Source organism: Sphingopyxis sp., from assembly GCF_034380315.1.
Classification (GTDB): domain Bacteria; phylum Pseudomonadota; class Alphaproteobacteria; order Sphingomonadales; family Sphingomonadaceae; genus Sphingopyxis.
On the sequence record NZ_JAXMPB010000001.1, the window covers coordinates 518,103 to 542,004 of the forward strand.

Genomic DNA, 23,902 nt, shown 5'->3' on the forward strand with positions numbered 1-23,902 from the left:
GAAGCCCCGGCCGATGGGAGCCGGGGAGAATTCAATCCCGCTCCGTGTCGCAAAGGCCGGCCTGTATCCGCCTTATGATCTCGCCGATTCGGCCCGACGCCAAAAGGCCGGGGCCCAGAGGGCCGGAGCGATTCTCGCCGAGCGGCGGCAGCGAACGAAGCGCGGCCCGCACCGCATCGGACATATGGACCATCTGCCACGCGATTTCCTGTTCGGCCGCCTCCGGCCGGTCGGGCGCCGACAGGCTCGCGGCCTCGACGGCATAGGCCGCGGCCCCCAGGGCATGCGCCCCCATATGGCAAACCGCCGAAGCCTGCCCCGCCGCCCTGGCTGCTGCTGCGGCGGCGGGTGATCGGGCATCGCGCACGGCACTGCCACCGCCAAAGCGGCCGCGGATTTCCGATGCGGTGTCGCGTTCGCCCCGCGCGAACCCCCTTGCCCGCCCGATCGCGGCGCGGGGACGGTCATCGCCGGGGTGCTCGCCCTCGAACAGCCCCAGCACCCGTTCGGCGCAGGCCGCGCTCCATTCGGCGACCAGCCGCCGGTCGGCTTCGCTCAGCGTCTGTATCGATCTCGTCATACCGCTCTCTCCGCAACCTCAACCCCTGGCGTTTCGATACGCCCGATACGCGCCGCCACGCCCAAGCCTCCGAATCCGGATGGGATGAACACCCTCAAAACGCCTACCCGGCACTTTCGGGCGCAACCGCATCGACCCAGCGCGCCAGCACCGCCTGCCCCGCGGCGGTATAGACCAGTTCATGCCCCGCGCCCGGCACCAGCAGCGCGGTCGCATCGGGACGCGCCTGTTGCAAGCGGCGAAGGTTGGACGACGGGACGACCCGATCGGCATCGCCATGCAGCAGAAAGACCGGCGCCGCGACCTCGGCCAGCTTTGCTGCATTGTCGAAGCGATCACGGACCAGCCAGCGGGGGGCAAGACGCACATGGCTGCGCACCACGTCGGGCAGGCTGGAAAACCCCGACACCAGGATCAGCGCCGCGACGCGGTGGCGCGTCGCCACCTCGGTGGCGGGCCCGGACCCCATCGAATTTCCGACCACCACAATGTCGCGCGCCGCGATCCCTTCCGCCGCCAACCAGCGCATCGCGGCTTCGCCGTCGCGATAGAAGCCCGCTTCGCCGGGCACGCCGGGATTGCCGGCATAGCCACGATATTCGACCAGCATCACCCCATGGCCCGCCGCCGCAGGACCGCGCGTCGCCTCGATCGCGCCCAGCATATTGTCGCCATTGCCGTGAAAGAAGACCAGCGTCTTCTTTCCTTCGGCGGCCGCACGGTAAAAGGCGGACAACCGCAATCCGTCGCCCGTCCGTGTGTGGACCAGACGATAACCGGGCGGCGGCGCGGTGGGATAATCGCCGGGCGCGGGAAACAGGATGCGGCGCTGCTGGGTGTAAAGAAGCAGTGTCGCGACGAGCACCGCGACAAGCGCCCCGATCAGCACCTGAATCGCAAGGGACCGCATGCGACTATGCGCAGCCCGTCTGGTCGGCACGCGCTGCGCCGCAGAGCGAGAGCGACCGGGCGCTCACCCGCCGCACGCCCGGAACAGCATCAGCGTGCGTTCGCGTGCCAGCGCCTCGCTCGGCTCATGATAATCCTTGCGGCGGTCGCTGTTGAAGCCATGCCCCGCCTCATAGACGAAGACTTGCGCGGTCGGATGGTCGCGCGCGATCAGCGCCTCGACACCCTCCATCGGAATGCCGCCATCGAATCGGCCGAAATGGGCAATCGTCGCGCATTGCGGCGCCTCGTCCTTGAACTGTGTCGGGACCAGGCTGCCGTAATAGGATGACGCCGCCGCCAGATCGGGGCTGATCTGCGCCATCCGCCATGCGACCGACCCGCCATAGCAATAGCCGATGATGAAAACGGGGCCGCGCCCCTTGAGCGCGTCGATGCACGTCTGGGCGTCCTTCAAGCTCTGCTCGAACGGGTGAAGCTCGCGCGCGAGCGCGACCGCACGCTCGAACTGCGGCCCCGAATAATCGCTCTCGAACCCCGGATGCTCGCGGTCGAACAGGGCGGGCGCCAGCACCTCATATCCGTCGGCGGCATATTCGTCGCAAAGCTCGCGGATATGGTCGGTGACCCCGAAAATCTCCTGCACCAGCACCAACCCGCCGCGCCGTTCGCCTGTCGCCTCGGCATGATAGACGGCGATTTCGGCGCCATCGTCCATCCTCATTGGAACCATCTGGCCCATCGCGCACCCTTCCTTCGCGGTTCATTTTTGACCTGCGCCCGTCCCTACCGAACGAGGGGGCAAAAGCAATCGCACCCCCACCTTGCATTGCAACAGAATCGTTGCTAGGCGCGCCGCGACTTCGTGCGGGGGGCATTCCCAGAATATCCACCAAATCCGCGCGACCCATCCCCCACGGGATCGTTAAAGAAGGACTTTCGCGCGTGGAGAATTCCGGCGGCATTCAGGGCAACATCACGGCAGGCCTCGCGGGCCGCTATGCCAGCGCGCTGTTCGACCTGGCTCGCGAATCGAAGCAGATCGACAGCGTTCAAAAGAGCCTCGCTACATTGAAGGCGGCACTTGCCGAATCGGCCGACCTGTCGGCCCTGGTCGCAAGCCCGGTCGTGAGCCGCACCGATGCCGCCAAGGCGGTCGAGGCGGTGGCAAAGACGATGAAGCTCGATTCGCTGACCGCCAAGTTCCTGGGCGTGCTCGCCGAGAATCGTCGCCTGGCCGACCTGCCCGCGATGATCGACGCCTTTGACGCGATCGTCGCGGCGCACCGCGGCGAAGTCACCGCCAAGGTTACGAGCGCCCACCCGCTGAGCGCCGCGCAGTTGAAGGCGCTCACCGCCAATCTGAAAACCCGTGTCGGTCGCGATGTCCAGATCGCGACCACCGTCGACCCCGCCATCCTCGGCGGCCTCGTCGTCCAGCTGGGCAGCCAGCTGATCGACGGCAGCATCCGTACCCGTCTCAATAGCTTCGCACAGGCGATGAAAGGCTAAACAATGGAAATCCGCGCCGCTGAAATCAGCAAGGTCATCAAGGACCAGATCGCCAATTTCGGGACCGACGCCACGGTCAGCGAAATCGGTTCGGTGCTCTCGGTCGGCGACGGCATCGCCCGCGTCCACGGCCTCGACAATGTCCAGGCCGGTGAAATGGTCGAATTCGCCAATGGCGTGAAGGGCATGGCGCTCAACCTCGAAGCCGACAATGTCGGCATCGTGATCTTCGGCTCGGACTCGGAGATCAAGGAAGGCGACACCGTCAAGCGCACCGGCACCATCGTCGACGTTCCGGTCGGCAAGGGCCTGCTCGGCCGCGTGGTCGACGGCCTCGGCAACCCGATCGACGGCAAGGGCCCGATCAAGGCCGACAAGCGCATGCGCGTCGAAGTCAAGGCGCCGGGCATCATCCCGCGCACCTCGGTCCATGAACCCGTCCAGACCGGCCTCAAGGCGCTCGACGCCCTCGTCCCGGTCGGCCGCGGCCAGCGCGAACTGATCATCGGCGACCGCCAGACCGGCAAGACCGCCGTCGCGATCGATACCTTCATCAACCAGAAGCAGGCGAACGCCGGCGACGATGAATCGAAGAAGCTTTACTGCATCTACGTCGCCGTCGGCCAGAAGCGCTCGACCGTCGCGCAGATCGTCCGCCAGCTCGAAGAAAATGGCGCGATGGAATATTCGATCGTCGTCGCCGCGACCGCGTCGGAGCCTGCCCCGCTGCAGTTCCTCGCGCCCTACACCGGCTGCACCATGGGCGAATATTTCCGCGACAATGGCATGCACGCCGTGATCGTCTATGACGATCTGTCGAAGCAGGCCGTCGCCTATCGCCAGATGTCGCTGTTGCTGCGCCGCCCGCCGGGCCGCGAAGCCTATCCCGGCGACGTTTTCTATCTCCACAGCCGCCTGCTTGAGCGCGCCGCGAAGATGAACGAAGACAATGGCTCGGGCTCGCTCACCGCGCTGCCGATCATCGAAACCCAGGCGGGCGACGTTTCGGCGTACATCCCGACCAACGTGATTTCGATCACCGACGGCCAGATCTTCCTCGAAACCAACCTGTTCAACGCGGGTATCCGTCCGGCGATCAACGTCGGCCTGTCGGTGAGCCGCGTCGGCTCGGCCGCGCAGACCAAGGCGATGAAGAAGGTGTCGGGCTCGATCAAGCTCGAGCTCGCGCAGTATCGCGAAATGGAAGCCTTTGCGCAGTTCGGTTCGGACCTCGACGCATCGACGCAGAAGCTGCTCAACCGCGGTGCGCGCCTGACGCAGCTTTTGAAGCAGCCGCAGTTCCAGCCGATGCCGTTCGAGGAACAGACCGCGTCGATCTTCGCCGGCACCAACGGCTATCTCGACAATGTCTCGACCACCGACGTGTCGCGCTACGAAGCCGCGATGCTCGCCTATCTGCGCAGCGATCATGCCGACGTGCTGAAGGCGATCCGCGACACCAAGGACCTTGGCGACGACGCCAAGAAGGGCCTTGTCGCGGCGCTCGACGCCTTCGCCAAGATTTTCGCGTAAGCCAAGTTACCGTGAGCCCGGCCACCCGCGCCGGGCTGACGAACAAGAGGGGCCGTAATGGCATCGCTTAAGGAACTCAAAGGGCGCATCGTCTCGGTCAAATCGACCCAGAAGATCACCAAGGCCAAGAAGATGGTCGCCGCCGCCAAGCTGCGCAAGGCACAGGCCGCGGCCGAAGCCGCGCGTCCCTATGCCGAGCGTCTCGAAGGCGTCGTCGCCAGCCTGGCGTCGAAGGTCGGCGCGTCGGATTCGGCGCCGAAGCTGCTTTCGGGTACGGGCAAGAGCGATACGCACCTGCTCGTCGTGCTCAACAGCGACCGCGGCCTGGCCGGCGCGTTCAACTCGAACATCGTCAAGGCCGCGCGCGACAAGGCGCTCGAGCTGCAGGCCGAGGGCAAGAAGGTTCTCTTCTACCTCGTCGGCCGCAAGGGCCGCCCGGTGATCGCACGCCTGTTCCCGGGCCAGATCATCGAGCAGTATGAAACGACCGGCATCCGCGACATCGGCTTCGAACAGGCGAGCGAAATTTCGGCAAAGCTGATGGAGCTTTACGAAGCCGGCGCGTTCGACGTCGCGCATCTCTTCTATTCGAAGTTCCGTTCGGCGCTGCTCCAGATCGCGACCGGCCAGCAGATGATCCCGGTTCCGCCGCCCGCCGACGTTCCCGCCTCAAGCGGCGCCGCGGTCGAATATGAGCCGGGCGAAGAGGAAATCCTCGCCGACCTCCTGCCGCGCAACGTCACCATCCAGATCTTCAAGGGCCTGCTTGAGAACGCAGCGTCCGAGCAGGGCGCGTCGATGACCGCGATGGACAATGCGACGCGCAACGCAGGCGACCTGATCAACAAGCTGACCATCGTTTACAACCGTACGCGCCAGGCGGCGATCACCACCGAACTCATTGAAATCATTGCAGGCGCGGAAGCGCTCTAAGCTATCCAAGCAAGGAAGAAAGTAATGGCAACCGCTCCCGAGAAGAAGGCTCCCGCCAAAAAGGCCGCCGCGCCCAAGGCTGCTGCGCCGAAGAAGGCCGCTGCGGCCAAGGCCACCGGCACCGCGACGGGTCGCGTCGCACAGGTCATCGGCGCCGTCGTCGACGTCCAGTTCACCGGCGAGCTGCCCGCGATTTTGAACGCGCTCGAAACCGACAACAACGGCAATCGCCTCGTCCTCGAAGTCGCGCAGCACCTCGGCGAAAACACCGTCCGCACCATCGCGATGGACGCGACCGACGGCCTGACCCGCGGCCAGCCCGTGACCGACACCGGCGCGCAGATCTCGGTTCCCGTCGGCCCGCAGACGCTCGGCCGCATCCTGAACGTCATCGGCGACCCGATCGACGAACGCGGCCCGGTGAACAGCGACATGGCCGCGCCGATCCACGCCAAGGCTCCCGAATTCGTCGACCAGTCGACCGAAGCCGCGATCCTCGTCACCGGCATCAAGGTCATCGACCTGATCGCGCCTTATGCCAAGGGCGGCAAGATCGGCCTGTTCGGCGGCGCCGGCGTCGGCAAGACCGTTCTCATCCAGGAACTGATCAACAACATCGCCAAGGGCCACGGCGGCGTGTCGGTGTTCGCGGGCGTCGGTGAACGCACCCGCGAAGGCAACGATCTTTATCACGAATTCCTCGACGCCGGCGTTATCGCCAAGGACGCCGACGGCAACCCGACCCCCGACGGGTCGAAGGTGGCGCTGGTGTTCGGCCAGATGAACGAACCCCCGGGCGCGCGTGCCCGTGTGGCGCTGTCGGGCCTGACCATGGCCGAATATTTCCGCGACCAGGAAGGCCAGGACGTTCTGTTCTTCGTCGACAACATCTTCCGCTTCACCCAGGCGGGTTCGGAAGTGTCGGCGCTGCTCGGCCGCATTCCCTCGGCCGTGGGTTATCAGCCGACGCTGTCGACCGACATGGGCGCGCTGCAGGAACGCATCACCTCGACCACCAAGGGCTCGATCACCTCGGTGCAGGCCATTTACGTTCCCGCCGACGACTTGACCGACCCGGCTCCCGCAACCTCGTTCGCCCACTTGGACGCGACGACGACGCTGAGCCGCGCGATTTCGGAACTCGGCATCTACCCCGCGGTCGATCCGCTCGACTCGACCTCGCGCGTGCTGACCGCCGCGACCGTCGGCCAGGAGCATTATGAAACCGCCCGCCGCGTTCAGGAAACGCTGCAGAAGTACAAGTCGCTGCAGGACATCATCGCGATTCTCGGCATGGACGAGCTGTCGGAAGAAGATAAGCTGGTCGTCGCCCGCGCGCGCAAGATCCAGCGCTTCCTGTCGCAGCCGTTCCACGTCGCCGAAGTCTTCACCGGCATCCCCGGCAAGTTCGTCGCGATCGAAGACACGGTGAAGTCGTTCAAGGCTGTCGTCGACGGCGAATATGACCACCTCCCCGAAGCGGCCTTCTACATGGTCGGCGGCATCGAGGAAGCGGTTGCCAAGGCCGCCAAGCTGGCCGCCGACGCGGCGTAATCATGGCCCGCTTCCCTTCGGGGGAGCGGACTATAGGAACGAAGATCATGGCTCTGAAGTTCGAACTCGTCACCCCCGCCCGCCTCGAGCGGTCGAGCGACGTCTATATGGTCACCGTGCCGGGCAGCGAGGGCGATTTCTCGGTGCTCGAAGGTCACGCGCCTTTCATGGCGACGCTGCGCAACGGTCCGCTGACGGTCTATGCGACGCAGGGCGCCGAGCCCGAGACGATCGAAGTCGAAGGCGGATTTGCCGAAGTCAGCGAAGCGGGCCTGACCGTCCTTGCGGAGCATGTGACTGCGGGCTGAGCCCGGCGACATGTGGCAAATAACAAAAGGGGGCTGCGGCCCCCTTTTTTCATGGCTCAATCGCCGCCGCCATCGGCGCATAGCTCCATTCCACCGGACGGCTATCGTCCGCCATCGATATGCGAGCCTTGAGATACGGACCGTCGCGCCAGTATCGCACCCTCTGCGGGTAATCGTTCGCGATATTTGTGAACGTCACCCCGTCGCTGTCGTCCGCCGACCAGGCAAAGGTCGTCGTCCACCCGGTACCGCCCGGCGCCGCCACGAACGCCATGCGCAAGGCCGGGCCATCGCCATGGGGTTCCGCAAGCGCAATCCGCATCACTTCCCATTCGCTTAACCGGTCGTCCTCCCCGCGCCGGCCGCTGCCGATCATCATGCCGCCGCGCGGCACCGTCCAGCATTCCTCGGCCCAGCGCGCGCCGTGGCGCGTTTCCCAGCAGCCCGCCATCCACGCCGGCAGCTCCGGATCCTCGTCCTGCACGACTGCCGGAGCGCCGACCGCAAATGCCATAGCCAACAGGATCAACCGCATAGCCATCTTCCCCCATGCCGTCTGTCCGGAGATGCTGCGCGGGCATTAGGAGAATGTCAAAGTTTCCGATCTATTCACCCTGTTGATTGGGGGGTCGTCTGCTTCGGCTGCGATACGCCCATGGATATAATTCGAAAGCAGGACAGCATCATGAGCGCATTCGGACGCCGACCCGGTACCGCAGGACGCCCCGCCTTTGGCGTGGCGAAGCCGATGCAGGGCGGCCCTGGCTCGGCCGGTGGTGCGCAGTTCCCGCCGATCGACACCCCTGCGCCGCCGCCCGCGAGCGATCCCGCGCCGAACCACACGCCGATGTCACCCGAAACCGAGGCGATGGACCGGCTGAACCAGCGCTCGTCCGCCGAATCCATGGAGCCCGAGAAGCTTCAGGGCTTTGAAGCCAGCGTCCACAAGATCAAGGAACAGGTGCTGCCGCGCCTGCTCGAGCGCGTCGATCCAGAGGCGGCCGCGACGCTGAGCAAGGACGAGCTGACCGAGGAATTCCGCCCGATCATCCTCGAGGTGCTCGCCGAACTGCGCATCACCTTGAACCGCCGCGAACAATTCGCGCTCGAAAAGGTGCTGGTCGACGAACTGCTCGGCTTTGGCCCGCTCGAGGAGCTGCTCGCCGACCCCGATATTTCCGACATCATGGTCAACGGCCCGTACCAGACCTATGTCGAGCGCAAGGGCCAGTTGGTCATCGCGCCGATCCAGTTCCGCGACGAACAGCATCTGTTCCAGATCGCGCAGCGCATCTGCAACCAGGTCGGCCGCCGCGTCGACCAGACCACCCCGCTGGCCGACGCCCGCCTCAAGGACGGCAGCCGCGTCAACGTCATCGTGCCGCCGCTGTCCTTGCGCGGTACCGCGATCTCGATTCGTAAATTCTCGGCCAAGCCGATCACCCTCGACATGCTGTGTCAGTGGGGGGCGATGAGCCAGAAGATGTGCACCGCGCTGAAGATCGCGGGCGCCAGCCGCTTCAACATCGTCATCTCGGGCGGCACGGGCTCGGGTAAGACGACCATGCTCAACGCCCTCTCCAAGATGATCGATCCGGGCGAGCGCGTGCTGACGATCGAGGACGCCGCCGAACTGCGGCTGCAACAGCCGCACTGGCTGCCGCTCGAAACGCGCCCCGCGAACCTTGAGGGCAATGGCGCGATCCACATGGGCGATCTGGTGAAGAACGCGCTGCGTATGCGCCCCGACCGCATCATCATGGGCGAAGTTCGCGGCTCCGAATGTTTCGACCTGCTCGCCGCGATGAACACCGGTCACGACGGGTCGATGTGTACGCTCCACTCGAACAGCCCGCGCGAATGCCTCGGCCGTATGGAAAATATGGTGCTGATGGGCGACATCAAGATTCCGAAGGAGGCGATCTCCAAACAGATCGCCGATTCGGTCGACCTGATCGTCCAGATCAAGCGCCTGCGGGACGGTTCGCGCCGCGTCACCAACGTCACCGAAGTCATCGGGATGGAAGGCGACGTCATCGTCACCCAGGAATTGTTCAAGTTCGAATATCAGGACGAGGACAAGGACGGCAAGATTATCGGCGAATATCGCTCGATGGGTCTGCGCCCCTATACGCTGGAAAAGGCGCGCCAGTACGGTTTTGACCAGCCTTATCTCGAGGCGTGCCTCTGACCCCCTGCGCCCCTTCCACCCTTCCGCTTCGCGCGGGCGGGGAAGGACCGGCGCGCGGCTAGCCGCCCTGGTGTAACCACAGCGCAACGCTCAGCAGCGCGGCAGCCGCCGACCACAAAGCGATGCCGCGCCAAGGCATGAAGCCGACCTTGTCGACATCGCGCCGGTTGTTGCGGCGCCAGTTGGCGATCTCCGCAATCCCGAACAGCGCAGCGGCGCCGAGGCTGACGGTCAGCATGGACACTTGCATTCAGCCCCTTCCCTTCGCACTATGCGGCCTCCAGAACAGGGCCGGTACGACCCGCCCGCCCCCCAGTCGAGAGGTTTGATATGCGTCCGTTTTTCCTGGTTGCAAGTGCCGCCGCCCTGACCATCTGCTCCGCCGCCGCGCAGGCCGACCCACACGCCCACCATGGCGCCGACGCGCACAAGGCGCATCAGGCAATCGCCGCCGCCGTGGCCGCGCCGAACCGCACCGCCGCCAATGTCGCGCGCGACAAATATCGCAACCCGGCCGAAACCCTTGCCTTCTTTGGCGTCAAGCCCGGCGATACCGTCGTCGAACTGTGGCCCGGCGGGGGCTGGTACACTGAAATTCTTGCCCCGCTCGCCAAATCGGGCGGCGGCACGCTGTATGCTGCAGCGCCCTGGGAACGCGGCCTCAACCGCATCAAGGAATGGCAGGGGGCCAATGCCGACGTCTATGGCGGCATCCAGCTCGCCGAATTCCCGAACGCCGGCACCAATCCCAAGGTGGCCGACGGTAGCGCCGATGTCGTGCTGACCTTTCGCAACGTCCACAACTGGCGCTTCGGCGGCGCCGACAATACGGCGAATGCCTTCCAGCAGATTTTCGCGATGCTGAAGCCGGGCGGCGTGCTCGGCGTCGTCGAACATCGCCTGCCCGAGGGGATGGATTCGGCGATGGAGGAAAAGAGCGGCTATATGAAGCGCTCGTCGGTCGTCGCCTTTGCCGAGGCCGCGGGCTTCAAGCTCGCCGCCGAAAGCGATATCAACGCCAATCCGCGCGACACCCACGATTATGAAAAGGGCGTCTGGACGCTTCCCCCGGTTCTGCGCGAAGGCGACAAGGATCGCGAAAAATATCTCGCGATCGGGGAATCGGACCGCATGACGCTGAAATTCGTGAAGCCCGCATCCTGACGAAACACCCGGAAAGCATCGACCCCGCGCTGCTCTTGAGCGCCTATGCGCAGGGGCTTTTCCCGATGGCCGACGGGGCGGACGACCCGTCGGTCCATTGGGTCGAACCGCGGCTGCGCGCCATCCTTCCGCTCGACGGCTTTCACCTGTCGCGCAGCCTGAAAAAGACGCTGCTCGGCGATCCTTTTCGCGTCACCACCGACACCGCCTTTGCCCGCATGATGGCGCTATGCGCCGAATCGGCCCCCGACCGGCCGACGACCTGGATCAATCCGGTGATCCGGGCGAGCTATGAACGATTGTTCCGCCTTGGCCACGCGCACAGCGTCGAATGCTGGCTGGACGGCGAACTGGTGGGCGGCCTTTACGGCGTCTCGCTCGGCCGCGCCTTTTTCGGTGAATCGATGGTCAGTCGCGCGCGCGATGCGTCCAAGATCGCGCTCGCGCATCTCGTCGCGCGGCTCATCGCCGGCGGCTGGCAATTGCTCGACTGCCAGTTCATCACCCCGCATCTGGAAAGCCTGGGCGCGATCGAAATTCCCCAGGCCGATTATCTCGGCCGGCTTTACTCGGTGCTGTCCGCCGGCGCCGATGGGGCAGCCGGAGCGGGGCTCGGCGCGGCGACGGCTGGCGTGTCGCCGCCATTCGCGGCGGGTGACTGGGGCGCACTCGACGCCTTGGGCGCGGCGGCCTTGGGCGCCGAACGCTCGACGGGTTCGCCGCCCGGATATGTCATCGCACAGCTTTTGACGAACACGTCATAGATCGGGTGCTGGATCACATTGCGGTCGGGCCGTTCCTTGAACAGCCATCCCGAAAAGACGCGATACCATTTGTCGTCGCGCTGATCCTGAACGGTCAACTGGACAAAGGCCCCGGTTTCGGGCGGATCTTCCCACGGTGCTGTCGTCTCGCAGGCGCGCAGACGCACAATCGCGCGGCCGACGCGCGCCGAATCGCCGGGCTTCATCTCCAGATCGCGGACCAGCCCGTTGCGCTTGTTCAGCAGGCCGACGACCGCGACGCGGTCGGCCATCGGGGTTGCCCCCTCGATCCCGCCGACTTCATCGGGAACCCGTTCGGACTTGCCGATATCGGGCGCCTTGCGCGCGCCCTTTTCGGCTTCTCCGCCGGACCGGTCGCATGCCGCCAGCGTCGCCGCCGACAACAGCATCGCCAGCGCCGCCGGCCAGGGTCGCGACAGGCGAGCGCTCACTCGGCGCCCGGCCGCCAGGCTTCGTAATCGCCGGTCGCCGCCGCGCGGCGTCCGCCGCGTTCCAGCGCGCCGGCGGGGCGATAGGCCCCCGTGCTGCCGGTCAGGTTCGGCGTCGGTTCGGCCTGCCAGGCGCGCGGCGCGGGCAGCACGTCGGCGGGCATCTCGTCAAAGGTGCGGTGCAGCCAGCCATGCCATTCGGGCGGCACGCGGCTCGCATCGTTGGAACCATTATAGATGACCCAGCGGCGGTCGCCCTTGCGCGCCCGATAATAACGGTTGCCCAGCCCGTCCTCGCCGACGAGCTCGCCGTTTTTCCAGCTGTTCAGCAGCGTGCCGACGGTCGCGCCGTCCCACCAGGTGAAAATCTTGCCCAGGATGCTCATGGCGGTGGCGTTTACAGCCAGAGGGCCCGGCTTCGCAAGCGCCAAACCGAAACGCCGGGGCCTTTATCGCCCGCTTTGGCCATCTTTCCACGTCACCGTCGCGCTTTCATCGACATTCAGCCGCGTCACGGTGCCGCCAGCCAGTTCGAGCACCGCGGCGACCTCTCCCCCGCTCGCCACCGGTTCGAGCGATTCGGGAATGGTGTTTTCGGCAATGCGGTCGATGCTGCCGTCGGCACGGATGAAGATCATGTCGAGCGGGATCAGCGTGTTCTTCATCCAGAAACTTGCAATCCGCGGCTTTTCGAAAGGAAAGAGCATTCCTCCATCGACCGGCAGCGCGGTACGGAACATCAATCCTCGCGCCTGCTCCTCCGCGCTCCGCGCCACTTCGACCTCAAAGCGATGCACCTGTCCCGCCATCTGGATGGTGACCGGCAACATGCCAGCCTGCTCGTCCGCGCTGCCTGCCCGGTCCGAACAGGCCGCGAGCGGCGCGGCGAGCACGAACGAAAAGGCAAGGAACATGGCACGCATGGCGGTCTCCCAATATCCGGTCGATGATGCCGGTCGCCCCGGCCCCGGCGACACGCCCCGGGGCCAGGCAGCCTTGCCCTAATCTGCCGCCAGCAGATCGTCCAGCGCATCGCTGTCGCCCGGCACCACGGCAAGGATTCGGCGCGCCAGACCGGGGGCGTGGCCCGCCCGGACGAAAGCCGCCACCTGGCGCTCGCGCTGGGCCGGATCGTCGGACGCGGCCGAGGCATAGGGGCCGAAACGCCGCCGCCGGGCAAAACCCAGCGCCGCAGCGGTCGCCGATTCTTCCGCTGCCGCAATCGCCGCATCGGCGTCGGCTTCGGCGATCCCATCGACGCGCAACTGCATTTTCACGCGCCGCACGCCCAGCCCCCGGCGCGTCATCGCACCGCCGCGCATCGCGGCATATTGGCGGTCGTCGAGGAAGCCCAGCCGTTCCATCTTCAATGCCAGCGCTGTGCAGACTTCGGCAGGATCGCGATCTTCAACCCATTGCGATTCGGCAATTTTGCGGGAAAGATAGCGCGCCAGCTTGGCTTTTGATGTTGCAAAGCGCGCAACATAGGCCAACGCCAGTTCATCGAGCCGCGCTGCGCCCAATGGCTTGGGAGACCGGTCGGATCGAGGGCGACGGCTGGACATATGCCATGTTTGTGCCACAGTCGGGCCTGATTGAGAACGATCAGAAAAGCCATATCGGGTGACAACGCCCGAAAAAGGGCCAATTTGTCCAATATTTCAGGGATCGCACACGGGAACCATGACTCCGAAAGATGACATGATTGTTGCCGCGCGTCCCATTTCCCGGGATCAAGCACCGCTTATGACCGAAAATCCTGCTCTCGCGGCCGACACGCTCGTGTCGACGCCGACCGAATGCGCCCAGCCGCGCCGTTTTTCCGATTTCGCCACCGTTGGCGAGGCCCTCGACTATGCCGCCGCCGGCACCCGCGGGCTCAATTTTCATGATCCGCGCGGCAAGCTGGTGCGCGCATACAGCTATGCCGAGCTCAAACAGGATGCGCTGGCCGCCGCCTATCGCCTAGTGGCCGCCGGGATCAGGCCCGGCGACCGCATCGCCCTGGTCGCCGAAACCGGCGCCGAGTTCGCGGCGCTGTTCTTCGGCACCATCTATGCGGGCGCCTGGCCGGTCCCCTTGCCGCTTCCGACCAGCTTCGGCGGCCGCGATTCCTATGTCGGCCAGCTCGTGGTCCAGCTCAAAAGCTGCGATCCCGTCATGCTGTTCTTTCCTCCCGAAATCGCCGCGATGGCGAGCGAAGCGGCCGAATCGCAGAATGTGACCCCGATGGACTGGACCGCCTTTGCCGCGCGTCCGTCCCCCGTCGCGACGCTTCCCGAACAGAAAAGCGACGAAACCTGCTACCTGCAATACAGCAGCGGCTCGACGCGCTTTCCCCACGGCGTCGCGGTGACCCACGCCGCGCTGCTCAACAATCTCGCCGCCCATGCCCATGGCATGGAGTTGCAGGACAGCGACCGCTGCGTTTCGTGGCTTCCCTGGTATCATGACATGGGCCTTGTCGGCTGCTTCCTGTCGCCGGTCGCCAACCAGGTATCGGTGGATTATCTGAAAACCGAGGATTTCGCCCGTCGCCCGCTCGCCTGGCTCGACCTGATCAGCCGCAATCAGGGCACGACGCTCAGCTACTCGCCGACCTTCGGCTATGACATTTGCGCGCGCCGCATTTCCAGCCAGAGCCATGTCGCCGACCGCTTCGACCTGTCGCGCTGGCGCGTCGCGGGCAACGGCGCCGACATGATCCGCCCCGACGTGATGCAAAGCTTCGTCGACGCCTTTGCCGACGCCGGATTCAAGGCAAGCGCCTTCCTTCCCAGCTATGGCCTGGCAGAGGCGACGCTGGCCGTCAGCATCATGCCGCCGGGCGAAGGGATCATCGTCGAACTGGTCGAGGAAACCGAGTTGTCGGGCGCCGCAGGCGATGCGGACAGGCCGACCCGTTACCGGGCGATCGTCAATTGCGGCCGCGCGGTAAAGGACATGAAGATCGAGGTTCGTGACGAGGATGGCAATCTTCTGCCCGACCAGACGGTCGGAAAGGTCTGGTGCACCGGTCCGTCGCTGATGACCGGATATTACCGCGATCCTGCATCGACCGACGCCTGCATGAAGGACGGCTGGCTCGACACCGGCGACATGGGTTATTTGTCGGGCGGCTACATCTATATCGTCGGCCGCGCCAAGGACATGATCATCATCAACGGCAAGAATCATTGGCCGCAGGATATCGAATGGGCGGTCGAACAGCTGCCCGGCTTCAAATCGGGCGACATTGCCGCCTTTGCGATCACCACGCCGGGCGGCGAGGAAACCCCGGCGGTGCTCGTCCAGTGCCGCACCAGCGACGATGCCGAGCGCGCCGCGCTGCGCGACACGATTCGCGACCGCGTCCGTGCGATTACGGGCATGAACTGCCTGATCGAACTGATCCCGCCGCGCACCTTGCCGCGCACCAGTTCGGGCAAGCTCAGCCGGTCAAAGGCGCGCGCGCAATATCTGGCAGGCGAAATCCAGCCGCTGGCGATTGCCGCCTGACGCGGCACTCAACGGGCATTGGCACGCCCGAAAACATGACCTGTCCCAAATTGGGTTAAAAATCGATTCATCATGCCGGCGCGGTTACTTTCGAGTAACCCACCGCGCTTAAACAGGCGGGGTGAACAACCAGCCGCCCGACCCTTTGGCTTCGGACAAGATACCGGTGCGCACGTTGCTCGGCCTCGGGCCGCACGATGCGAATGCCGAAACCGTCCGCCGTTACCAGCTTGCCCCGCTGCGCGGGCGCGGGCGCCATCGGCTGTGGATCGATCTCGGCATGGCACTGATCGCCGGGCTGACGATGGCGCTCCACCTGCCCTGGACGCTGATCGGGGCGTGGCTCCTCGGCGCGCTGGTCTTTGGCCTCTGGTCGCAGCGCGCGATCACCGCGATGCGTATGCGCGCGGCGTCCCTGTCGCCGACCGAGGAATATCGCCTGTGCAACAGGCATGCCTTCTATACCGCGCTGCTGTGGGCCACGCCATTCTGGCTACCGGGTTTCAGCCCGCCGCTCGACCATGTGCTGTCGATGTGGACGATTGCCTTGCTGCTGATGCTGACGCTGGCGATGCTGGCGCACAGCCTTCCTTCGGCTTGCATCCTGTTCATCGCCCCGGTCAGCCTGTCGGGTGCCGCCGCGCTGCTGCGCGCGGGGGCGCCGCAACTCGCCGCCGTGGCCCTGATCGCGGGGCTGGTGCTGTGCAATTTCTGCATCCGCTTTGCCCTGACCCATGTGCGCATCCGGCGGGCCGAAGAAGCGGTGCAGGAAAAGAGCGAAACCGTCAGCCTGCTGCTGCGCGAATATGAGGAGACCTCCGCCGACTGGCTGTGGCAGACCGACAGCGCCCGCCGCCTGATCCATGTCTCGCCGCGGCTGGCCCATGCGCTCGGCGCGCCCACCGAGGGGCTGGAAGGAACGCCGCTGCTCCAGGCCCTGTCGGGCGATGCCTGGGAAGCAGGCAATTTCCCCAAGACGCTGCACGATCTGGCCGAGCGCATGAAAAGGCGCGAAAGCTTTTCCAACCTGACGGTGCCCGTCACCATCGGGGGCAAGCCGCGCTGGTGGGAATTGTCGGCCTCGCCGCGCCTTGACGACAAGGGCAAGTTTCTGGGCTTTCGCGGGGTCGGATCGGACGTCACCGAAAAACATGCCACCGCGCAGCAGATCGCGCATATGGCGCGCTTCGACAATCTGACCGGCCTACCCAACCGGCTTAACCTCAACGAAAATCTGGCACGCGCCCTGGCCGATGCCCAGGCGTCGAAATCGCGCTGCGCGCTGCTGATGATCGATCTCGACCGGTTCAAGGCGGTGAACGACACGCTCGGCCACCCGATGGGCGACAAGCTGCTGGCGCAGGTCGCGGCGCGGCTCAAGGGCTTGATGGATTCGGGCATGACCTGCGGCCGTCTGGGCGGCGACGAATTTGCCGTCGTGATGCCCAATGTTCCGGCCGCCGCGGTCGCCGAGGAGCTGGCCAAGCGTATCATCGCGACGATCAGCCGTCCCTATGTCGTCGACAATCACCAGCTGTTCGTCGGTGCCAGCATCGGTTTCGCAATAGGCCCCCAGGACGGGTCGACGGTGGAAACGCTGACCCGCAACGCCGACCTTGCGCTCTACAAATCCAAGGACAAGGGGGGCAACCTGGTCGCCGCCTATGTCGCGTCGCTCCATGCCCAGGCCGAAGAACGGCGGGTCATGGAACAGGAATTGCGCGGCGCGCTCGAACGCGGCGAGTTCGAACTCCACTATCAGCCCGTTGTCACCGCCGACGACGGCACGCTCAACGGCTTCGAAGCCCTGCTCCGCTGGCGCAGCCAGAAACTCGGCAACGTGTCGCCTGGCCGCTTCATTCCGCTGGCCGAAGACGCCCGGTTGATCGCCCCGATCGGCGAATGGGTTCTGCGAACCGCCTGCCACGAAGCGATGCGCTGGCCCTCGAATCTCAAGGTCGCGATCAACGTATCGGCCGAACAGCTCACCGATCCCAATTTCGCCTCGGTCGTCGTCTCGGCGCTGGCACAGAGCGGACTGCCGCCCCAGCGGCTGGAAATCGAAGTGACCGAAAGCGTCTTTCTGCGCGACGGGGGCGGCGCAGCGCAGTTGCTGGACCAGCTGATCGGGCTTGGTATCCGCCTCAGCCTCGACGATTTCGGCACCGGCTATTCCTCGCTCGGCTATCTGCGCAAGACGCAGTTTTCGACGATCAAGGTCGACCGCAGCTTCGTCGTCGGCGCGGCGCGCGGCAGCATCGAATCGATCGCGATCATCCGGGCCGTGGTCGCCCTCGCCGACAGCCTGGGCATGTCGACCACCGCCGAAGGCGCGGAAACCGAGGTTGAGGTCGATACGATCCGCGCGCTGGGGTGCAGCAATATCCAGGGCTATTATTACGGGCGCCCGATGCCTGCTGCGGACGTGCTGACGCTGTTCCGCCCGCCCGAAGCGATGGGCATCGCCGCCGCCTGATTCCCGCATCCAGCGCGGTACGCCGGGACATCGCTGCGTCCAGACGCCTTGCACCGTCGACAAATGGAGCAACTTAACAACGGGTTCCCCGGTCCACCGCAACGACGGCGCAACTCGTCGCTAGATGGCTGGTGACTTTTGCGCCGCGTGGCAAACAGCCTCCAACGCTTGAAGACAAGCCATTGGGGGTTCGCATTCCATGCTTCGCAGCCGTTTTCTGAACAGCGCCATCGCGTCCGTGCTGATGCTCGCTGGGGTCATCGCCAGCGTCCCCGCCGCTGCGCGCGACTATCTGCAGTGCGTCCCCTTCGCCCGCTCTGAATCGGGCGTCGAAATCTATGGCAATGCCAAGACCTGGTGGTCGCAGGCCGCCGGCAGCTACGAACGCGGCAACGAGCCGCGCAAGGGCGCCGTCATGGCCTTTGCCGGTACCCGCGGCATGCCGATGGGCCATGTCGCGGTGGTCAAAAAGGTTCTGAACGATCGCGAAATCCTGATCGACCACGCCAATTGGTCGCCGATCAACGGCCGTCGCGGCCAGATCGAACGCGGCGTGCGCGTCATCGACGTCAGCGACGCGGGCGACTGGAGCATGGTTCGCGTGTGGTACGCCCCGATCGGCGACCTTGGGCTGCGCGCCAACCCGGTTCAGGGCTTCATCTATGCCGATGGCGAAGCGGCGCCTGAGCGTCCGCGCTTCGATCAGCCGATCTGGACCCGCAACGACTGGAAACCCGGCAACGGCCTGACGCTGGTTGCCGCCTCGCTCGGCCAATAATCCCGCCGACCGGCACGCGCCTGCCCTTGCGGCGGCCTGCGCCTGACGACTCTTCCTTGCGCATCATGGCACCAGGCGGCCGTTCAGGCTGCCCTCTCCCGCCGGGCGAGAGGGGGATGATATTCAGTCAGCGCTACCTTCGCCGGCATCTTCATTCGCGGCCGCTGCATCTTCGAACCAGGCCTCGACCTCGCCCGACAGCTTGATCGTCATCGGCTGGCCGAAACGGTCCTTCGACTTGCCCGCCGCAACGCGGATCCAGCCTTCCGAGATCGAATATTCCTCAACGTCGGTACGCTCCTTGCCCTTGAAACGAATGCCGATGCCGCGCTGCAACACTTCCATGTCGAAATGCGGCGAACGCGGATTGGTGGACAGGTGATCGGGGGGGGTGTCGGTCATTGCATATCTCCGGAAATTCTGGCCGCTGCCGCTAGGCCAGGCGGCGGGGCAAATCAAGTCCGCGCCGCCGCGCGCGAACGGCGGCGGTCAACTCGCGGCCCGTTCCATCCGGTCGCTCAAGGCCTCGGCGGCCGGATAAAGCTCGCCATTCTCACGCGCGATACGCACCCCCAGCACGTGCAGCACCGCCTCGGTATCGGCGCAGAAGCCGGTCCAATCGGCCTCGACCGCGGCGACGGTCCATTTGGCGTCATAGGCCGCGAAATCGGATGCGATATGTCCCATCTCGTCGACAAACGCCGTCGCCAGATCGCCGAGCGCCGCATCGCCGCTTGCCTTCAGCCCCGGATACAGCACCCAGTCCTCGCATTTCAGGTGGCGGGTCAGCGTATCGCGCAGCAGACCGCGCAGCGCCAGCAGTTCGGTCGGACGCGGCGGCGCGGCGGCGCGCACCAGATCGAGCAACAGGCCGGAAAGCGAGGCCAGCGCGGCATGCTCGGCACGCAGCCGCTGTACCTCGTCGCGCAGGCGCATAGGGACCCCTTGCATCAAACGGTCCCTCAAGTCCGTCCATAACAGACCCCGGTTAAAAGGAAACCACCTGCCTGGCCCGCATTCAACGATTGCAGCACGCGAAGGCAGGACCATCACGCCTCGCGCCATTCCCCCGGCGCCAGATCGCCGACCTCCCACGCGCCGACCCGCCAGCGCACCAGCCGCAACGTCGGAAAGCCGACCGCCGCCGTCATCCGTCGGACCTGCCGGTTGCGACCTTCGGTGATGGTCAGTTCGATCCAGCTGTCGGGGACGCTCTTGCGATAACGGACCGGCGGGTCGCGGTCCCACAAGGGCGGCGGGTCGATACGGCGGACGCGCGCCGGACGGGTCGGTCCATCGTTCAGCGTCACGCCGGACCGCAACCGTTCAAGGCTCGCCGCATCGGGCTCGCCCTCGACCTGCACCAGATAGGTTTTGGGCGTCTTGTGCCGCGGCGACGCGATACGCGCCTGGAGCGCGCCATCGTCGGTGAGCAGCAACAGCCCCTCGCTGTCGCGATCGAGCCGTCCCGCCGGATAGACGCCGGGGATGCCGATATGATCGGACAGGGTGGCACGGGCGGTATCGGTGCCGCGATCGGTGAATTGCGACAGCACGCCATAGGGCTTGTTGAACAGGATCAGCCGCGTCATGCTGCGGCTCTATACCGGCGGCGCAGCGCGCGCCAGCCGCCGAATGCGGTCAAAACAATTGATCGAAATTTCCCTGCAGCCATGGTAAAAACCCGGGCCTTTGGGCGGCATCGGGGGTTGTTTGGCGAGTCGCCCGCAAGCGGGAGCGCATGATCATGTCGAAACAGGGAACCTCTTTACTCGGCGCAATAGTCGGATCATCCTTGCTGGCGAGTCCAGTTTACGCAGAAAATGCCAGTCAATTGACGACTTTAAACGGACTTAGTGCCGATGGGGCAGAAAGCGCGCTGCAATCGCGCGGTTTCAAATATATCGACAGCAACACCAATTCGATGGGCTACACCTATAGCTATTGGTGGGACAATGGCGACAAGCATTGCGTGCGCGTCGAGGCCCATCGCGGACGCATCGAATCGATTATCGACGCGAAGAACGCCGATTGCCACCAATCGGGAGGCAACACCGCCGCCGCGGTGGGCGCGGTCGCCGGGCTGGCGATACTCGGCGCGGTGCTGGCGCATAAATCGAACCATCATTCCGACGGCAGGCACAGCGACGATGCCCCGACCGAACAGCAATATGATCGCGGTTATCAGGACGGGCTCTATAACGCGCCCTACCATAATTTTGACCGTTCGGACGCCTATTCGAGCGGCTATGAAGCCGGGGTCGACCAGCGCAACGCCAATCTGCGCAGCCATCACGGCCGCGGCGGCTACACCGCCGTCGCGCAATATCAGGATCTACAGGGGGCACGCGCAGCGGGGGCGATGGACGAACTGACGCGCCGTGGCTTCGTTCAGGTCGATAATTTCACCTCCGGCAATGCGCGCTACAGCATTCAGTGGCGCGCCGCGTCGCGCCAGTGCCTTCAGGTGATCATCGCCGACGGCCACATCGACGACGTGCGCGACATCGGCCGCCACGACCGCTGCCGCTGACGGAGGAGGGTATCATGCGCAAGACGATGATTGGCACGGGCGCCGCTGCGCTAGTGCTCGCGCTCGCCGCCTGCACCGGCGAGGCCGACGGAAGCGCCACGCCGCATGAGGGGGCGGCCGCGGCGGCAAAGCCTATCGCCGAAAGCCTCGCACCCTTCGGCGACGGCTATCCTGGCGTCGGCGACCCGTGCCGCCGGCTCGGAGAGAGCGCGGCCACCTCGGCCTATCTCGACGACAGCATGATCCTCGTCGGCTGCCCCGACCAGGCGTCGGCGGCGGCGTTGGGCGGAACAGCCATCGGCATGGTCGAGGGTGCGCATCTGGTCTCGATGCCAATGGACGATGCCGACGCAGCGATGGATGAGAACGGCCCGCCTCCGCCCGCCGACCCGACCGGCGATGCACTGGTGCCCGGCACCGACTATCACGCCACGACCCAGATCAGCTGCGGCTTTGGCGGTGCTGCGCCGACCGGCCAGTGCGCGGCGGGCGTCAAGCGCAACTTCGATGGCGAAGGGACCGCTGTGGTCGAAGTCACCAAGCCCGATGGCCGCAAGCGTGCGCTGTTTTTTCAGGGGACAACGCCGATCGGCGCCGACAGCGCGCAATCCGACGGGTCGGCCGGCTGGGATTTCAAGGTCACGCGCAAGGGCGACCAGAGCAGCATCCGCTTTGGCCCCGAAGCCTATGTCATCGTCGATGCGCTGATAGAGGGAGGCTAGCGCGGGAGAGCCAAAAGGGGGCCAGGGGCCGGATCACCCGGCCCCCGCGCCCGCCCCTTATGCGGCTTCCTTTTTGCGCGACGCCTTCTTGCGTTCGTGCGGATCGAGGATCGCCTTCCTCAGGCGGATGTTCGCCGGGGTCACTTCGACCATTTCGTCGTCGTCGATATAGGCGATCGCCTGTTCCAGCGTCATCCGCTTCGGCGGCGTCAGGCGGATCGCATCGTCCTTGCCCGTCGAACGGAAGTTGGTGAGCTGCTTCGACTTCATCGGGTTGACTTCGAGGTCTTCGGGTTTGGCATTTTCGCCGATGATCATCCCTTCGTACAGCGCCTCACCGGGCGAGACGAACAGGATGCCGCGCTCTTCGAGCGGGCCCAGCGCATAGGCAACGGCTTCACCCGCACCGTTCGAGATCAGCACGCCGTTCTTGCGGCCTTCGATCGTGCCCTTGTAGGGGCCATATTTTTCGAACAGGCGGTTCATGATGCCGGTGCCGCGGGTGTCCGACAGAAACTCGCCATGATAGCCGATCAGGCCGCGCGACGGCGCCGAAAAGGTGATGCGGGTCTTGCCGCCGCCCGACGGGCGCATGTCGGTAAGCTCGGCCTTGCGGATCTGCATCTTTTCCACAACCGTGCCCGAATGTTCGTCATCGACGTCGATGACGACGCTTTCATAAGGTTCGGTGCGCTGCCCGGCCTCGTCCTCGCGGAACAGCACGCGCGGGCGGCTGATGCCGAGTTCAAAGCCTTCGCGGCGCATCGTTTCGATCAGCACGCCAAGCTGCAACTCGCCGCGGCCCGCAACCTCGAAACTGTCCTTGTCGGCGCTTTCGGTGATGCGGATCGCGACGTTGGTTTCGGCCTCGCGCATCAGGCGGTCGCGGATCATCCGGCTCGTCACCTTGCTGCCCTCGCGTCCTGCCATCGGCGAATCATTGACGGCAAAACGCATCGACAGCGTCGGCGGATCGATCGGCTGCGCCGGGATCGGCACGCTGATCGACGGATCGGCGATGGTGTTGGCGACGGTCGCCTGGGTCAGTCCGGCGATCGCCACGATGTCACCGGCCCGCGCTTCGTCGACCGGAACCCGCTCCAGCCCGCGAAAGGCAAGCAGCTTCGACGCGCGGCCGGCTTCGATCACCTTGCCGTCGCGGTCGAGCGCGTGGACCGGCTGGTTGACCTTGATCGTGCCCGACTGGACGCGGCCCGTCAGCACGCGGCCGATGAAATTGTCGCGGTCGAGCAGCGTCGCCAGAAAGCTGAACGCCCCCTCGGCGTCGAGCCCCGGCGCGGGAACATGGCCGACGATCGTTTCGAACAGCGGGGTCAGGTCGCCTTCGCGTGCTTCGGGGTCGTGCGAGGCAAAGCCGGAACGGCCCGAGGCATAAAGGATCGGGAAATCGAGCTGTTCGTCATTGGCGTCGAGCGTCAGGAACAGTTCGAACACCTCGTCGAGCACTTCGGCGGCGCGCGCGTCGCTACGGTCGATCTTGTTGACCACGACGATCGGCTTCAGGCCGAGGGCCAGCGCCTTGCCGGTGACGAATTTGGTCTGCGGCATCGGGCCTTCGGCGGCATCGACCAGCAGGATCACGCCGTCGACCATCGACAGGATGCGCTCCACCTCGGCGCCGAAGTCGGCGTGGCCCGGCGTGTCGACGATATTGATGCGCGTCGCGGCATCGCCTTCGCCCCATTCGACGCTGGTGCATTTCGCCAGAATGGTGATCCCGCGTTCCTTTTCCAGGTCGTTGGAATCCATGGCGCGTTCTTCGACGCGCTGGTTGTCGCGGAAGGTGCCCGACTGGCGGAAAAGCTGATCGACGAGGGTGGTTTTGCCATGATCGACGTGCGCGATGATGGCGATATTGCGCAAAGACATGCGGATGACCTTGATGGAGGGAGGCGGTGCACGGAGCGCCGCGATTGGCGGCGCCCCTAACAGAAGCGCTGCTGCGGCGCAACAAAATTGCCGGGGGCACGCAAAGCG

At 65.3% G+C, this 23,902-nt stretch carries 25 protein-coding genes and 1 pseudogene; 13 read left to right on the forward strand and 13 right to left on the reverse strand.

What is annotated here, in order from left to right; all coding sequences use genetic code 11:
* Positions 1-31: 31 nt before the first annotated feature.
* From U0S50_RS02615 to U0S50_RS02625, 3 genes are all read right to left on the reverse strand, one after another.
* On the reverse strand, positions 32-580 hold the full coding sequence (locus tag U0S50_RS02615; RefSeq protein ID WP_322307177.1) for a putative immunity protein: 549 nt from the start codon (positions 578-580) through the stop codon (positions 32-34).
* A 103-nt stretch (positions 581-683) separates the two neighbouring features.
* Positions 684-1,490, reverse strand: coding sequence for an alpha/beta hydrolase (locus U0S50_RS02620; protein WP_322307178.1), 807 nt, complete (start codon positions 1,488-1,490; stop codon positions 684-686).
* Positions 1,491-1,553: 63 nt separating this feature from the next.
* Positions 1,554-2,231: a dienelactone hydrolase family protein gene (locus tag U0S50_RS02625; RefSeq protein ID WP_322307179.1), complete on the reverse strand. Its 678-nt coding sequence runs from the start codon at positions 2,229-2,231 to the stop codon at positions 1,554-1,556.
* A 203-nt stretch (positions 2,232-2,434) separates the two neighbouring features.
* Here U0S50_RS02625 and U0S50_RS02630 point away from each other — a divergent pair, with 203 nt between their 5' ends.
* The 5 genes from U0S50_RS02630 to U0S50_RS02650 are packed head-to-tail and all read left to right on the forward strand — an operon-like array spanning position 2,435 to position 7,329.
* Positions 2,435-3,001 carry a F0F1 ATP synthase subunit delta gene (locus U0S50_RS02630; protein WP_322307180.1) on the forward strand — a complete coding sequence of 189 codons (567 nt, stop codon included), beginning with the start codon at positions 2,435-2,437 and terminating at the stop codon, positions 2,999-3,001.
* A gap of 3 nt (positions 3,002-3,004) precedes the next feature.
* Entirely contained in the window at positions 3,005-4,534 is a 1,530-nt protein-coding gene (atpA, locus tag U0S50_RS02635) for a F0F1 ATP synthase subunit alpha (RefSeq protein ID WP_322307181.1), read from the forward strand.
* Between the two features lie 57 nt (positions 4,535-4,591).
* Positions 4,592-5,467 carry a F0F1 ATP synthase subunit gamma gene (locus tag U0S50_RS02640; RefSeq protein ID WP_322307182.1) on the forward strand — a complete coding sequence of 292 codons (876 nt, stop codon included), beginning with the start codon at positions 4,592-4,594 and terminating at the stop codon, positions 5,465-5,467.
* A 24-nt stretch (positions 5,468-5,491) separates the two neighbouring features.
* Positions 5,492-7,021, forward strand: coding sequence for a F0F1 ATP synthase subunit beta (gene atpD / locus U0S50_RS02645; RefSeq protein WP_322307183.1), 1,530 nt, complete (start codon positions 5,492-5,494; stop codon positions 7,019-7,021).
* Between the two features lie 47 nt (positions 7,022-7,068).
* Positions 7,069-7,329: an ATP synthase F1 subunit epsilon gene (locus tag U0S50_RS02650; protein WP_322307184.1), complete on the forward strand. Its 261-nt coding sequence runs from the start codon at positions 7,069-7,071 to the stop codon at positions 7,327-7,329.
* 49 nt (positions 7,330-7,378) lie between these two features.
* On the opposite strand, the gene U0S50_RS02655 is transcribed toward U0S50_RS02650, so the two are convergent.
* A complete protein-coding gene (locus U0S50_RS02655) occupies positions 7,379-7,870 on the reverse strand; it encodes a DUF6265 family protein (RefSeq protein WP_322307185.1) in 492 nt (163 codons plus the stop codon).
* 144 nt (positions 7,871-8,014) lie between these two features.
* On the opposite strand from U0S50_RS02655, the gene U0S50_RS02660 reads away from it, so the two are divergent.
* Entirely contained in the window at positions 8,015-9,520 is a 1,506-nt protein-coding gene (locus tag U0S50_RS02660) for a CpaF family protein (RefSeq protein ID WP_322307186.1), read from the forward strand.
* A gap of 58 nt (positions 9,521-9,578) precedes the next feature.
* On the opposite strand, the gene U0S50_RS02665 is transcribed toward U0S50_RS02660, so the two are convergent.
* The gene (locus U0S50_RS02665; protein ID WP_322307187.1) at positions 9,579-9,770 is read right to left on the reverse strand and encodes a hypothetical protein; all 192 of its coding nucleotides are present in this window, start codon (positions 9,768-9,770) and stop codon (positions 9,579-9,581) included.
* Between the two features lie 80 nt (positions 9,771-9,850).
* Between U0S50_RS02665 and U0S50_RS02670 the strand changes: the two genes are divergently transcribed.
* Both U0S50_RS02670 and aat read left to right on the forward strand, forming a co-directional pair.
* The gene (locus tag U0S50_RS02670) at positions 9,851-10,684 is read left to right on the forward strand and encodes a class I SAM-dependent methyltransferase (RefSeq protein WP_322307188.1); all 834 of its coding nucleotides are present in this window, start codon (positions 9,851-9,853) and stop codon (positions 10,682-10,684) included.
* On the forward strand, positions 10,678-11,448 hold the full coding sequence (gene aat / locus U0S50_RS02675; RefSeq protein WP_322307295.1) for a leucyl/phenylalanyl-tRNA--protein transferase: 771 nt from the start codon (positions 10,678-10,680) through the stop codon (positions 11,446-11,448). Before U0S50_RS02670 ends, aat begins: the two co-directional genes overlap by 7 nt.
* 35 nt (positions 11,449-11,483) lie before the next feature.
* Here the strand turns inward: aat and U0S50_RS02680 are convergent.
* The 4 genes and pseudogenes from U0S50_RS02680 to U0S50_RS02695 form a co-directional block, all read right to left on the reverse strand.
* Positions 11,484-11,858 (reverse strand): annotated as a pseudogene (locus U0S50_RS02680) (DUF2155 domain-containing protein); the annotation flags it as partial.
* 38 nt (positions 11,859-11,896) lie between these two features.
* Positions 11,897-12,283 carry an NADH:ubiquinone oxidoreductase subunit NDUFA12 gene (locus U0S50_RS02685; protein WP_322307189.1) on the reverse strand — a complete coding sequence of 129 codons (387 nt, stop codon included), beginning with the start codon at positions 12,281-12,283 and terminating at the stop codon, positions 11,897-11,899.
* Between the two features lie 63 nt (positions 12,284-12,346).
* The gene (locus U0S50_RS02690) at positions 12,347-12,820 is read right to left on the reverse strand and encodes a DUF192 domain-containing protein (protein ID WP_322307190.1); all 474 of its coding nucleotides are present in this window, start codon (positions 12,818-12,820) and stop codon (positions 12,347-12,349) included.
* A 78-nt stretch (positions 12,821-12,898) separates the two neighbouring features.
* Positions 12,899-13,462, reverse strand: coding sequence for a RecX family transcriptional regulator (locus tag U0S50_RS02695; RefSeq protein ID WP_322307191.1), 564 nt, complete (start codon positions 13,460-13,462; stop codon positions 12,899-12,901).
* A gap of 181 nt (positions 13,463-13,643) precedes the next feature.
* Here U0S50_RS02695 and U0S50_RS02700 point away from each other — a divergent pair, with 181 nt between their 5' ends.
* From U0S50_RS02700 to U0S50_RS02710, 3 genes are all read left to right on the forward strand, one after another.
* On the forward strand, positions 13,644-15,395 hold the full coding sequence (locus U0S50_RS02700; protein ID WP_322307192.1) for a fatty acyl-AMP ligase: 1,752 nt from the start codon (positions 13,644-13,646) through the stop codon (positions 15,393-15,395).
* A 121-nt stretch (positions 15,396-15,516) separates the two neighbouring features.
* Entirely contained in the window at positions 15,517-17,871 is a 2,355-nt protein-coding gene (locus tag U0S50_RS02705) for a putative bifunctional diguanylate cyclase/phosphodiesterase (RefSeq protein ID WP_322307193.1), read from the forward strand.
* Positions 17,872-18,070: 199 nt separating this feature from the next.
* On the forward strand, positions 18,071-18,649 hold the full coding sequence (locus tag U0S50_RS02710; protein WP_322307194.1) for a CHAP domain-containing protein: 579 nt from the start codon (positions 18,071-18,073) through the stop codon (positions 18,647-18,649).
* A gap of 123 nt (positions 18,650-18,772) precedes the next feature.
* Here the strand turns inward: U0S50_RS02710 and U0S50_RS02715 are convergent, their stop codons facing one another.
* The 3 genes from U0S50_RS02715 to U0S50_RS02725 form a co-directional block, all read right to left on the reverse strand.
* Complete coding sequence (locus U0S50_RS02715; protein ID WP_322307195.1) at positions 18,773-19,051, reverse strand: DUF3297 family protein; 279 nt, start codon at positions 19,049-19,051, stop codon at positions 18,773-18,775.
* An 87-nt stretch (positions 19,052-19,138) separates the two neighbouring features.
* Positions 19,139-19,585, reverse strand: coding sequence for a hemerythrin domain-containing protein (locus U0S50_RS02720; RefSeq protein WP_322307196.1), 447 nt, complete (start codon positions 19,583-19,585; stop codon positions 19,139-19,141).
* A 113-nt stretch (positions 19,586-19,698) separates the two neighbouring features.
* Positions 19,699-20,241, reverse strand: coding sequence for a pseudouridine synthase (locus U0S50_RS02725; protein WP_322307197.1), 543 nt, complete (start codon positions 20,239-20,241; stop codon positions 19,699-19,701).
* Positions 20,242-20,483: 242 nt separating this feature from the next.
* Here U0S50_RS02725 and U0S50_RS02730 point away from each other — a divergent pair, with 242 nt between their 5' ends.
* Both U0S50_RS02730 and U0S50_RS02735 read left to right on the forward strand, forming a co-directional pair.
* On the forward strand, positions 20,484-21,182 hold the full coding sequence (locus tag U0S50_RS02730) for a hypothetical protein (RefSeq protein WP_322307198.1): 699 nt from the start codon (positions 20,484-20,486) through the stop codon (positions 21,180-21,182).
* Between the two features lie 14 nt (positions 21,183-21,196).
* Positions 21,197-21,904 carry a hypothetical protein gene (locus tag U0S50_RS02735; RefSeq protein ID WP_322307199.1) on the forward strand — a complete coding sequence of 236 codons (708 nt, stop codon included), beginning with the start codon at positions 21,197-21,199 and terminating at the stop codon, positions 21,902-21,904.
* 57 nt (positions 21,905-21,961) lie between these two features.
* Here U0S50_RS02735 and typA read toward each other — a convergent pair whose 3' ends face one another.
* Positions 21,962-23,794 carry a translational GTPase TypA gene (gene typA / locus U0S50_RS02740; protein ID WP_322307200.1) on the reverse strand — a complete coding sequence of 611 codons (1,833 nt, stop codon included), beginning with the start codon at positions 23,792-23,794 and terminating at the stop codon, positions 21,962-21,964.
* Between the last annotated feature and the right edge of the window lie 108 nt (positions 23,795-23,902).